9 protein-coding genes and 16 tRNA genes are annotated in these 10,893 nt (G+C 34.5%); 24 read left to right on the top strand and 1 reads right to left on the bottom strand.

Annotated elements, in window-relative coordinates:
• Window positions 1-79 precede the first annotated feature (79 nt).
• The 22 genes from FM121_RS07890 to FM121_RS07785 all read left to right on the top strand — a co-directional run bounded on the left by FM121_RS07890 (window position 80) and on the right by FM121_RS07785 (window position 6,980).
• A tRNA-Val gene (locus FM121_RS07890) sits at window positions 80-152 on the top strand.
• Window positions 153-163: 11 nt separating this feature from the next.
• A tRNA-Asp gene (locus FM121_RS07885) sits at window positions 164-236 on the top strand.
• Between the two features lie 5 nt (window positions 237-241).
• A tRNA-Phe gene (locus FM121_RS07880) sits at window positions 242-314 on the top strand.
• Between the two features lie 6 nt (window positions 315-320).
• Window positions 321-401, top strand: a tRNA-Tyr gene (locus FM121_RS07875).
• Window positions 402-422: 21 nt separating this feature from the next.
• A tRNA-Trp gene (locus tag FM121_RS07870) sits at window positions 423-493 on the top strand.
• Between the two features lie 10 nt (window positions 494-503).
• Window positions 504-576: transfer RNA gene (locus FM121_RS07865), tRNA-His, on the top strand.
• A gap of 11 nt (window positions 577-587) precedes the next feature.
• Window positions 588-658: transfer RNA gene (locus tag FM121_RS07860), tRNA-Gln, on the top strand.
• A 5-nt stretch (window positions 659-663) separates the two neighbouring features.
• A tRNA-Cys gene (locus tag FM121_RS07855) sits at window positions 664-734 on the top strand.
• A gap of 18 nt (window positions 735-752) precedes the next feature.
• Window positions 753-836: transfer RNA gene (locus FM121_RS07850), tRNA-Leu, on the top strand.
• 47 nt (window positions 837-883) lie between these two features.
• A tRNA-Asn gene (locus FM121_RS07845) sits at window positions 884-957 on the top strand.
• 27 nt (window positions 958-984) lie between these two features.
• Window positions 985-1,074: transfer RNA gene (locus FM121_RS07840), tRNA-Ser, on the top strand.
• A gap of 20 nt (window positions 1,075-1,094) precedes the next feature.
• Window positions 1,095-1,166, top strand: a tRNA-Glu gene (locus tag FM121_RS07835).
• Between the two features lie 25 nt (window positions 1,167-1,191).
• A tRNA-Phe gene (locus FM121_RS07830) sits at window positions 1,192-1,264 on the top strand.
• Window positions 1,265-1,270: 6 nt separating this feature from the next.
• Window positions 1,271-1,351 (top strand) — tRNA-Tyr (locus tag FM121_RS07825).
• A gap of 11 nt (window positions 1,352-1,362) precedes the next feature.
• Window positions 1,363-1,435 (top strand) — tRNA-His (locus tag FM121_RS07820).
• 11 nt (window positions 1,436-1,446) lie between these two features.
• Window positions 1,447-1,517 (top strand) — tRNA-Gln (locus tag FM121_RS07815).
• Between the two features lie 257 nt (window positions 1,518-1,774).
• Window positions 1,775-1,924 (top strand): teichoic acid D-Ala incorporation-associated protein DltX, encoded by a 150-nt coding sequence (locus FM121_RS07810; RefSeq protein ID WP_086951625.1) that lies wholly within the window; start codon window positions 1,775-1,777, stop codon window positions 1,922-1,924.
• Window positions 1,925-1,940: 16 nt separating this feature from the next.
• On the top strand, window positions 1,941-3,452 hold the full coding sequence (gene dltA / locus FM121_RS07805) for a D-alanine--poly(phosphoribitol) ligase subunit DltA (RefSeq protein ID WP_086951609.1): 1,512 nt from the start codon (window positions 1,941-1,943) through the stop codon (window positions 3,450-3,452).
• Complete coding sequence (gene dltB, locus FM121_RS07800; protein ID WP_086951608.1) at window positions 3,449-4,681, top strand: D-alanyl-lipoteichoic acid biosynthesis protein DltB; 1,233 nt, start codon at window positions 3,449-3,451, stop codon at window positions 4,679-4,681. Before dltA ends, dltB begins: the two co-directional genes overlap by 4 nt.
• Before the next feature lie 18 nt (window positions 4,682-4,699).
• Window positions 4,700-4,936, top strand: a complete 237-nt coding sequence (gene dltC, locus FM121_RS07795) for a D-alanine--poly(phosphoribitol) ligase subunit DltC (protein ID WP_086951607.1) — start codon at window positions 4,700-4,702, stop codon at window positions 4,934-4,936.
• Window positions 4,933-6,195, top strand: a complete 1,263-nt coding sequence (gene dltD, locus FM121_RS07790; RefSeq protein ID WP_086951606.1) for a D-alanyl-lipoteichoic acid biosynthesis protein DltD — start codon at window positions 4,933-4,935, stop codon at window positions 6,193-6,195. The genes dltC and dltD overlap by 4 nt, the downstream gene beginning before the upstream one ends.
• A 158-nt stretch (window positions 6,196-6,353) precedes the next feature.
• The gene (locus tag FM121_RS07785; protein WP_256958429.1) at window positions 6,354-6,980 is read left to right on the top strand and encodes a lysozyme family protein; all 627 of its coding nucleotides are present in this window, start codon (window positions 6,354-6,356) and stop codon (window positions 6,978-6,980) included.
• A 41-nt stretch (window positions 6,981-7,021) separates the two neighbouring features.
• Here the strand turns inward: FM121_RS07785 and FM121_RS07780 are convergent, their stop codons facing one another.
• Window positions 7,022-7,885: a polysaccharide deacetylase family protein gene (locus FM121_RS07780; protein ID WP_086951605.1), complete on the bottom strand. Its 864-nt coding sequence runs from the start codon at window positions 7,883-7,885 to the stop codon at window positions 7,022-7,024.
• Window positions 7,886-8,053: 168 nt separating this feature from the next.
• Here FM121_RS07780 and recJ point away from each other — a divergent pair, with 168 nt between their 5' ends.
• Both recJ and FM121_RS07770 read left to right on the top strand, forming a co-directional pair.
• Window positions 8,054-10,378, top strand: coding sequence for a single-stranded-DNA-specific exonuclease RecJ (gene recJ, locus FM121_RS07775; protein ID WP_086951604.1), 2,325 nt, complete (start codon window positions 8,054-8,056; stop codon window positions 10,376-10,378).
• Window positions 10,375-10,887, top strand: coding sequence for an adenine phosphoribosyltransferase (locus FM121_RS07770; protein ID WP_086951603.1), 513 nt, complete (start codon window positions 10,375-10,377; stop codon window positions 10,885-10,887). The genes recJ and FM121_RS07770 overlap by 4 nt, the downstream gene beginning before the upstream one ends.
• The last annotated feature ends 6 nt before the right edge of the window (window positions 10,888-10,893 follow it).

The raw sequence follows: 10,893 nt of genomic DNA, 5'->3' as shown, positions 1-10,893 counted from the left end.
TTAAGACACCGCCCTTTCACGGCGGTATCACGGGTTCGATTCCCGTACGGGTCATGTAATATAATATTCATATTTATATGGAGGTTTAGCTCAGCTGGGAGAGCACCTGCCTTACAAGCAGGGGGTCAGCGGTTCGATCCCGTTAACCTCCATTATCTAAATTGGTTCCGTGGTGTAGGGGTTAACATGCCTGCCTGTCACGCAGGAGATCGCGGGTTCAAATCCCGTCGGGACCGTTTTAGGCGCAGTAGCTCAGTTGGTAGAGCAACGGATTGAAGCTCCGTGTGTCGGCAGTTCGATTCTGTCTTGCGCCATTATATGGAGGGGTAGCGAAGTGGCTAAACGCGGCGGACTGTAAATCCGCTCCTTTGGGTTCGGCAGTTCGAATCTGCCCCCCTCCATTATTATATTATTTAAACTATAGGGGTATAGTTTAGCGGTAGAACTACGGTCTCCAAAACCGTCAGCGTGGGTTCGATTCCTACTACCCCTGTTTTATTGTGGCGATTGTGGTGAAGTGGTTAACACATCGGATTGTGGTTCCGACATGCGTGGGTTCGATTCCCATCAGTCGCCTATTATAATATTGGGCTATAGCCAAGCGGTAAGGCAACGGACTTTGACTCCGTCATCGTTGGTTCGAATCCAGCTAGCCCAGTTGTCGGCGGTATAGCCAAGTGGTAAGGCAGAGGTCTGCAACACCTCTATCATCGGTTCAAATCCGGTTACCGCCTTTTATTATTTATTCTTATGCCGGCGTGGCGGAATTGGCAGACGCGCTGGACTCAAAATCCTGTGCCCGTTAGGGCGTGCCGGTTCGACCCCGGCCGCCGGTATTGTAATTTTATTTACATGCTGTAAGGATAAATTAATAATTAAATAATCCGGCATAGCTCAGTTGGTAGTAGCGCATGACTGTTAATCATGATGTCGTAGGTTCGAGTCCTACTGCCGGAGTTTTTACTTAAAATAAGTTTTGACCCAGGAGAGTTGTCCGAGTTGGCCGAAGGAGCATGATTGGAAATCATGTAGGCGGTAATAACTGTCTCAAGGGTTCGAATCCCTTACTTTCCGTAAATTAGGTATTATATAGAGGCCCGTTGGTCAAGCGGTTAAGACACCGCCCTTTCACGGCGGTATCACGGGTTCGATTCCCGTACGGGTCATTACTAAACTATGCTTGATAGTTTAGGCGCAGTAGCTCAGTTGGTAGAGCAACGGATTGAAGCTCCGTGTGTCGGCAGTTCGATTCTGTCTTGCGCCATTATATGGAGGGGTAGCGAAGTGGCTAAACGCGGCGGACTGTAAATCCGCTCCTTTGGGTTCGGCAGTTCGAATCTGCCCCCCTCCATTATTATTATGGCGATTGTGGTGAAGTGGTTAACACATCGGATTGTGGTTCCGACATGCGTGGGTTCGATTCCCATCAGTCGCCTATTATAATATTGGGCTATAGCCAAGCGGTAAGGCAACGGACTTTGACTCCGTCATCGTTGGTTCGAATCCAGCTAGCCCAGTGAAAGACTTGAAATCAAGTCTTTTTTTTTATCAGATTTTTGTTAGTTATGTGAAAATAGGCTGTTTAATCTGAACAAAATTACTATCAATAAAGTTATTAATACATTATATTACTTTTGTATTACGAATATTTCTATTATGACTTTATCTAGGTCTTAAGTCGTAGGTAAAATTACAACATATGCTTGATTCACATAAAAAAAAATTGATATATAATTTTCTTATGATTAAGGCGAGAGGATGAATAAAAATGGAAATGAAAAAAGTAATTAAAAATGAAGAATCAAGATATTGGTTATCTTTTGTTGGAAAAACAGCGCTTTATGCAACTATATTGTTAGGCTTAATCTATTTATATCATTATAGTTCTGTAGGCGGAGGATCCTTTATTTACAACCAATTCTAGAAGGGGTATTTGATAGATGAAAAATATAATCTTAGAAACAGTCAAAAAATGGTCTGATGAAAAAGCAGCAACTATTTTTTTCGACGAAGGGACACTAAGCCCTACGTATTCAGATTTAGAAAATCAATCTGATTCACTTGCGTTTTACTTAGAAAACAATTATCAAAACAAAGATAATATTTTAGTTTATGGTGGACAAAATAGCCAAATGGTTACTAGCTTCTTGGCTTGTACTAAATCGGGTCATGGTTACATTCCAGTAGATGCTCATACGCCAGTCGACCGTGTTCAAATGATTTTAGAAGAGTCACAAGCAACATGTGTCATTTCTTTAAGTGAATGGCCTTTGAATATCTCTGATAAAGTAATTACCCTAGAAAAATATGAAACATTGACTATTTCAGGGGATAAAGCTTCCTTGAAACATATGGTAGCAGGTGAAGATGTTTACTATACAATCTTTACTTCAGGTACAACTGGAAAACCAAAAGGCGTTCAAATTACTTATAATAATTTAGAAAGTTTTTGTGAGTGGATGTTGTCAGATTTTAGTCTAAAGACAGGGCAACGTTTTTTATGCCAAGCACCATTTTCTTTCGACTTGTCAGTAATGGATTTATATCCTTCATTACTAACAGCAGGAACTTTAGTGCCAATGGAGAAAAATATGGTAGAAAGTTTTCCATTACTGTTTAGTAGTATTCCTAAAATGGATTTAAACGTGTGGGTATCAACGCCTTCGCTTGTTGAAATTTGTTTACTAAATCCAGATTTCACTGGAGAAAAATTACCTAGTTTGGAAAACTTCCAATTTTGTGGTGAAGAGTTACCTCATGGAGTGGCTCAAAAATTATTGGAACGCTTTCCAGAAGCGATAATTTTTAATACGTATGGTCCAACAGAAGCTACTGTTGCTATCACAAGTGTTCAAATTACACAAGACATTTTAGATAGTAACGAAAGATTACCTTTAGGTCGAGTGAAGTCAGACACACGATTAATTATTTTAAATGATGAAGGGCAAGCTCAACGAAAAGGAGAAATCGGTGAAATTATTATCGAAGGCCCTGGTGTCTCCACAGGTTACTTCAATAATATTGAAAAAACAGAAGAAGCTTTCTTTTCTTATGAAGGTAAACCTGCTTATAAAACAGGCGACGCAGGCTTACTTAAAGATGGTCTGCTATACTATAAAGGACGCTTAGATTTCCAAATTAAATGGCATGGCTACCGAATTGAATTAGGGGACATTGATCATCATTTAATGGAGAATTCACGTATTAGACATGCGTGTGTTGTACCGAAATATAATAAAAATCATAAGGTTCAACAATTGATTGCTTATGTGGTTCTTGAGTGTGAAAGTGATTTTGAAGAAAAAGAACTAACCAAAGTTTTAAAAACTGAATTAGAATCTAGTGTTATGGACTATATGATTCCGCAACGCTTCATTTATGTGGATCAATTACCATTAACATCTAATGGTAAGGTTGATCGCAAAGCGTTGATTAATGAGGTAAACAAATGATAGATAAATTAGCACAGTTTATTACTTATTTAACACCTTATGAAAAACCATTTTATTTTGTATTAATTGCCGTTTTATTTATTCCTTCAATTATTTATTCCTTAAGAGGCAAGAGGTTGCACTGGTATCAAACACTGTTAACGGTTTTCTTTCTGTGGATTAGTTTTGCAGGACCTAATTTAAAACAAGGCTATGCTTTGATTGGTTATGTTATCTGGCAATGTCTTTTAACGGGGATTTACTTTAGATATCGTCAGAAAGCTAATAGTACTTTTTGGTTTTATCTAGCAGTATTTTTAAGTATTGTCCCAATGATTATCTTAAAAGTAGGACCGCTGACGGATAGTAAATCATTCTTGCTATTTTACTTCTTAGGTTATTCTTACTTAACGTTTAAATCTGTTCAAGTGATTATGGAAATTAGAGATGGCATTATTAAAGATTACAAACTTAAGCACTATATTCAATTCTTACTCTTCTTTCCAACGATTTCTTCAGGACCGATTGACCGTTACCGAAGATTTTTAAAAGATTTAAATAATCCACCGTCAAAAGAAAAATATACTGAGCTACTAGGTAAAGGGATTCATTTTATCTTCTTAGGCTTTTTATATAAATTTTTAATTGGTTATGCTTTAGGTAGTCATTTATTACCTTTAGTCCAATCTTTTGCTTTGACAAGAGAAGGTGTATTCCTTGGAACATTAGGTTATATGTATGTCTATAGTTTGTATTTATTCTTTGATTTTGCAGGTTATAGTTTGTTTGCGGTAGGGGTAAGTTATCTACTTGGTTATGAAACACCAATCAACTTTAACAAACCCTTTTTAAGTCCAAACATCAAAGAATTCTGGAACAGATGGCACATGTCCCTCTCTTTCTGGTTTAGAGATTATGTTTACATGAGATTAATGTTTACCTTGATGAAGAAAAAAGTATTTAAGAGTAGAATTGTGGCATCAAACGTCGGCTACTTTGCTTTATTCTTAATCATGGGTGTGTGGCACGGTTTAACATGGTATTATATTGTTTACGGTCTATATCATGCTCTGTTGATTTGTACGTGTGATGCATGGTTGAGATTTAAGAAAAAACACAAAGAACAATTACCTAGTAATAAATGGACCAATGCTTTTGCAATATTTTTAACGTTTAATGCAGTATGTTTTAGTTTCTTGATTTTCTCAGGATTCTTAGATACACTAGCTAAGCAATTATTCAATATATAATAATAGGAGATGACAATAATGGATATTAAAGAAACAGTATTAGCAATTTTAGAAGATTTAACAGGTCAAGACGTAAGTGGGACTTTAGATTTAGATTTATATGATGAAGGGTTACTAGATTCAATGGCAACTGTTCAAATGCTTGTAGAAGTAGATGGGCAATTAGGTATTACAATACCAGTCTCAGAATATGAAAGAAGCGAATGGGGAACACCACAACAAATTATTAATCAAATCATAGCTTTACAAGGATGATTTCTAAGAAAAAATTATTTACTGCGATTGGGCCACTTTTTGTAGCGTTAATTATTGTTGGCGCGATTATCTTTTCCCCAATCAAATGGTTTTCTAAACCTTCGCCTAAAGCAGTACATAATTCGGCATCATCGATGGCAGTAAATGTTTTAAAAGGAAATGATTTAAAAAATGAAGCTATGGGTAGTGGTAGATACTTACCTTTCTTTGGCTCATCAGAATTAAGTCGCGTAAATGCGTTTCACCCGTCAGTATTAGCTCAGAAATATGATCGACCTTACGAGCCATATCTACTAGGTGCTCCAGGTACTCAATCTTTAACTCACTTTTTTATGTTGAATTCGATGGAAAAGGAATTAAAAAATAAAAAAGTAGTCTTTGTTATCTCACCACAATGGTTTGTTAAAGATGGTGTGGGTGATCCAATGTTTTCACTTTTTTATTCACCATTACAGGTCAATCAATGGCTAATGGATTTAGATCACGTTGATGAAAATGACCAATATTTAGCAAGACGTATGTTAAAATTTTCAAGTGTTAGAACTGATACTCAGATGAAATTAATGATGAAAAAAATTAAATCTGGTGAAAATATATCATCAATGAATTATAATCGAGCAGCGTATAATTATGAAGTTCTTTCAAAAGAAGATAGTTTATTTAGTCGTATTGGAATCACTTCAAAATGTCAAAAAATTACAGACAAAACAAAAAAATTACCTAGTGAATATGATTATAAAGAATTAGATGAAATGGCATTTAAAGCAGGGGAAAAAGGGACTAGTAACAACTCATTTGAAATTGCCAATTCTTTTTATACAAAAAGAATTAGTCCTATGAAGGGGAAATTAGAAAATTCGCAAACTAAGTTTGATTATACTATTTCACCAGAATTTTCAGATTTTCAACTTGTTTTAAATAAATTAGCTGAGAATAATATTGATGCAATGTTTGTGATCCCTCCTGTCAATAAAAAATGGTCAGATTATACTGGCCTGTCAACAGAAATGTTAGATACGTTTAGTAAAAAAATCAATTATCAATTAAAATCACAAGGATTTAATCACGTGTATGATTATACGGATAAAAGATCTGAACCTTATTTTATGGAAGACACCATTCATTTAGGTTGGCGTGGTTGGATGCAAATGGATCAAGATTTACAAGGTTTCTTAAAAGATACATCTAGCCCAACCTATAAAATAAATTCTGAAGAATTTTTATCTAAGGAATGGCAAAATAAAGTAGATTTTAAGTAAAAGTTATTTCACTTCATTATATGAAAGGTTGACCTTTAAAGTTAGCCTTTTTTTATACCTTAATTATGGCTTAAGTTTTCTTTTTATACTTGATTAGAGTAATAAATTATGACAAAATAATGCATGGGTAAAAAAATAGTAAAGGGAGCAATAAATAGTTGAAAGTAAAGAAAAGACCTTTTTTTAAAAAATTTATATTTACTTTATTACTTGGGCTATTAGTCCTCTCTATTGTTACAGTCTTTATATTAAGAAAACAAGTCAAAAATGTTATGGTTTGGGAAGAAAAGGTAACAACTGCAGCCAAACAATATGGGATTGAAGAATACAGTGATGTGATTTTAGCAATCATCTATACTGAAAGTAAAGGTGACCATGTAGATTTAATGCAGAGTAGTGAAAGTAAGTATGGTACAAGAAATCGAATATTTACAAGTGAAGAGAGCATAGAATCAGGGGTGGAGCATCTAGCTGAAGTAGTTAAAGAGGCTGATCGACAAAATTGTGATGTGTGGACGGCAGTTCAAGCTTATAATTTTGGTTCGAAATACATTGATTATGTAGCACAACATGGTAATAAAAATACTTTAGAAATTTCTGAAAAATATTCGAGAGATATTTTAGCCCCTTTGTTAGGGAATAAAACAAAAGAAACTTATTTTTATAAGCATCCATTTGCATTACTTCATAATGGAGGTAAGTTATATAAAGATGGTGGGAATTTTTTTTATGCAGAAAGTGTTAAGTGGAATTTAAAGTTAATTAGACTCTTTTCAAAATTTTAAAATAGAAAAACGTTAATCACATTTTGTGATTAACGCTTTTTTTATTCATATGAAGTTATAAATTGACCGAAGGCTTCTCCTGTGTAACCTGGTGAAATCCGAACTCTTTTTAAACCAAATAGGCCATCTGATTTTTTAGCATAACCAGGTTCAGTTGTGACAGCCATTTTATAGCCTGCATCTTGCGCAATTTTTTTAACTCGATCATCATAACGCCCTGCTGGGTAACATAATAAAGCTGTTTCTTGATTCAATTCCTTATCAAGCCATGATTTAGAATCTTTTAATTCTGTGATGATGTGATTATCTTCTAAAGTATTCAAATCTAAATGAGACACAGTGTGACTTTCAATATTAACATATTTACTTTGACTCATTTCTTTCATTTGATCAAGATCAAAATAATTAGCTGATCCTAGTTTTGAGGTAATGTAATTAATAGTGGCATTTATCTCTAATTTTTTAAGGATAGGAAAACCATCTGTATAATTATTTAGATAGCCGTCATCAAGTGTAACCCAGACAATTTTTTCAGCGGGTTTTTTATTTTCTGTGAGAACGATATAGGCTTCTTCTGGTGTTAGGGTATAGTAACCATTGTCTTTCAACCATTTCATGTGCTCTTCAAATTCTATTGGTGGAACCTTTAAAGAATTACCTTCTGGTTCTGTTAAACTATGATACATTAAGATTGGAAAATTTATCTCAGTATCACTTTCAATCCATTTTATATCTTCTTTAGTTGACGATGTTGTATCAGATTGTGTGGTTGTTGTTATTTCTGAGGAAGCTGGTGTATTTTTTACAACTTCTTTCGTTTTGAACGGATTAATAAAGATGAAACTTGCCAAAGCTACTTCTACAACTAACAAGAACAAAAGTAACCAAACCCATTTCTTTTTCATAATTGCCTCCTAAATTTATGTTTCTATTAGAAAGTTTAACAAATCATAGGGTTTGAGGCAAGATAGAGATGAGTATCTGTTTCCTCTTTATTCTAATTTGTGCTAAAATGGGTGAAGAGACAGGGGTCTTTTTTTTATTGTAAAAAGTCTAAGATCAGGAGTGTTAACTTGAAAGAATCACTATATAAATGGAATCTCAATGAAGATGTAGAACAGTCTAATTCCCTAATTCCAGAATTAGATAAATTGAAAATTAATGCCGAATTAGCGCCACTACTTTGGAGAAGAGGAATGACTGATCCTAATAATATAAATTCATATCTAAAGCCAACAGTGGCTAATTTCCATGATCCTTTTTTACTTTTTGATATGGAGAAAAGTGTTGAAAGGATTCAAAAAGCTGTAGAGTCAGGAGAAACTATTCTTGTCTATGGAGACTATGATGCCGATGGTATAACTAGTACAACTGTGATGAAAGAAGCAATTGAGTTGATTGGGGGAAATGTCAGTTACTACTTACCTAATCGATTTACTGATGGTTATGGCCCGAATATAGATGTTTATAGAAGGATGATTGAAGAAGAGGGCGTGCAATTAATTGTGACTGTTGATAATGGCGTTAGTGGTCATGAAGCGATAGAGTATGCTAACTCAAAAGGAATTGATGTTATCATAACAGATCACCATGAATTACCTGAAGAATTGCCTAAAGCTTTTTCTGTGATTCATCCAAGGCATCCTCAAGGTAATTATCCATTTAATGATTTAGCGGGTGTCGGTGTTGCGTTTAAAGTAGCGACAGCTTTACTAGGTGAAATTCCTATTGAGAGTTTAGATTTAGTGGCCATTGGAACGATTGCTGATTTGGTTTCTTTAACAGATGAAAATCGTGCACTAGTAAAAATTGGGTTAGAGATAATGAAGCAGAGTGAACGAGTTGGATTAAATGCCCTTGCGGATGTTTCTAAGGTCGATTTGCTTGAGGCGACAGAAGAGACAGTTGGTTTTACTATTGCACCTAGATTGAATGCGATTGGTAGATTAGGGGATGCTTCACCTGGTGTAGAATTATTATCAACTTTTGACGAGGTAGAGGCAGCTAATATCGCAACATTTATTCAACAAAAAAATACTGAAAGACAATCAATCGTTAAAGAGATAACAACTGAAGCTCTTGAAATGGCAAAAAATAATACAGAGGATTCAATTTTATTTTTAATTAATAAAAATTGGCATCAAGGAGTACTTGGGATTGTAGCTAGCAGGATTGTTCAAGAGACACACAAACCAACCATTGTATTAAATCTAGATGAAGCAACTGGTTTTTTAAAAGGATCTGGAAGAAGCGTACAAGGTATAGATTTATTCCAAGTACTTAGTTCAGCTAAATCTGATTTAGAAAGCTTTGGTGGTCATCATATGGCTGCGGGAGTAACGTTCCATCAGGATCAACTAGTCTCAGTAAAATCTAAAGTAAATCAAGCAATTCAAGATTTAGGCATATCATCATCTGAAAAGGAGGAACTGTTGATCGATGGTGTTCTTTCTATAGAGACAATTAATGTTGAGTTCATCGAAAGATTAAAATTGTTAGCTCCCTTTGGTACAGACAATCCAGCTCCATACTTTTTAATTAAATCAGATAAATTGCAAAATTTAAAACAAATTGGTGCTGACAACGCTCATTTAAAATGTCAATTAAATAAAAAAGAACTGGCTGTAGATTGTATTGCTTTCAATCGAGGCATGGAACTCCATGAGTTTGAATATGCTGATGAAATTGAAGTCGTTGGACAATTATCAATTAATGAGTGGAATGGTTTTAGAAAGCCACAAGTGATGTTATCCGACTATGCAATATCCGACTGGCAAATTTTTGATGCTCGAGGCAAGAAAAAATTAGAAATTAAACCTCAAACAGATAATGTTGCTTATCTAGTCTTTGAAGAAAAAGTATACTCAAAGATAATTGAAAAGACTGGGCATACATATCTAGTTGATTCAATAGATAAAGATTTTATGAAAATAATTAATGGTTATGACGAAGTAGTTATTGTAGATTGTCCTTACGATCTGACAAAAGCTAAATTAATATTTAGCCAATTAAAAGTTGCAAGAATTTATTTTGAAGTTAATGTGATTCAAGAGCATTACTTAACAGGGCTTCCTTCAAGAGAACAATTCGGTCAATTATTCAAGTTAATTGCTTCTCAAGAATCGATTGATATAAGGCATAAACTAAAAGAAATTTCAGCTTATCTAAAAATAAATAAAAATCTATTAATTTTTATGATTAACGTGTTTTTTGACTTGGGATTTGTTACAATAGATGATGGTCTGATGACTAAAGTCCAAAATCCGGTGAATAAACCCTTACAAGAAAGTAAAATCTATCAAAATTATCAGAAAAAAATTGAGATGGAGAAATTATTTTTGTATAGTGATATTAAAGAAATTAAACAGTGGATTTTGCAACAGGAGGAAATCAAATGAATTTAAAAGATTATATTGCTAGCATACCAGATTATCCAAAAGAAGGTGTTATCTTTAGAGATATTTCACCTTTAATGGGTGATGGCGCAGCCTATCAAGAAGCAACAAGACAAATTGTTTCATATGCAAAAGAACGTGGAGCTGAAATGGTAGTTGGCCCTGAAGCCCGTGGATTTATTATTGGATGTCCGGTTGCTTATGAGTTAGGAATAGGCTTTGCTCCTGCGCGTAAAAAAGGAAAATTACCTCGTGAAACAATTGAAGTTGAATATGGATTAGAGTATGGCACTGATATTTTAACTATTCATAAAGATGCAATAAAACCGGGCCAAAAAGTAATTATTTGTGATGATTTACTTGCTACCGGTGGAACAATTGCCGCAACAATTGAATTAGTAGAGCAATTAGGTGGTATCGTAGTTGGCTGTGCCTTTTTAGTCGAGTTAAATGAACTTAAGGGTCGTAAAAAAATAGAGGGCTATGATATTTTAAGATTAATGGAATTTTAATTAAAT

This window comes from Vagococcus fluvialis bH819, assembly GCF_900163795.1.
In the GTDB taxonomy this organism is placed as follows: domain Bacteria; phylum Bacillota; class Bacilli; order Lactobacillales; family Vagococcaceae; genus Vagococcus; species Vagococcus fluvialis_A.
Note: the sequence above shows the minus strand (reverse complement) of the source record. Positions and strands in the feature narration are given on the sequence as shown.

Coding starts and splice junctions, on each gene's coding strand:
- dltC (WP_086951607.1), top strand. CDS start 4,700: ATGGATATTAAAGAAACAGTATTAGCAATTTTAGAAGATTTAACAGGT.
- FM121_RS07770 (WP_086951603.1), top strand. CDS start 10,375: ATGAATTTAAAAGATTATATTGCTAGCATACCAGATTATCCAAAAGAA.
- FM121_RS07780 (WP_086951605.1), bottom strand. CDS start 7,885: ATGAAAAAGAAATGGGTTTGGTTACTTTTGTTCTTGTTAGTTGTAGAA.
- dltB (WP_086951608.1), top strand. CDS start 3,449: ATGATAGATAAATTAGCACAGTTTATTACTTATTTAACACCTTATGAA.
- dltA (WP_086951609.1), top strand. CDS start 1,941: ATGAAAAATATAATCTTAGAAACAGTCAAAAAATGGTCTGATGAAAAA.
- dltD (WP_086951606.1), top strand. CDS start 4,933: ATGATTTCTAAGAAAAAATTATTTACTGCGATTGGGCCACTTTTTGTA.
- FM121_RS07810 (WP_086951625.1), top strand. CDS start 1,775: ATGAAAAAAGTAATTAAAAATGAAGAATCAAGATATTGGTTATCTTTT.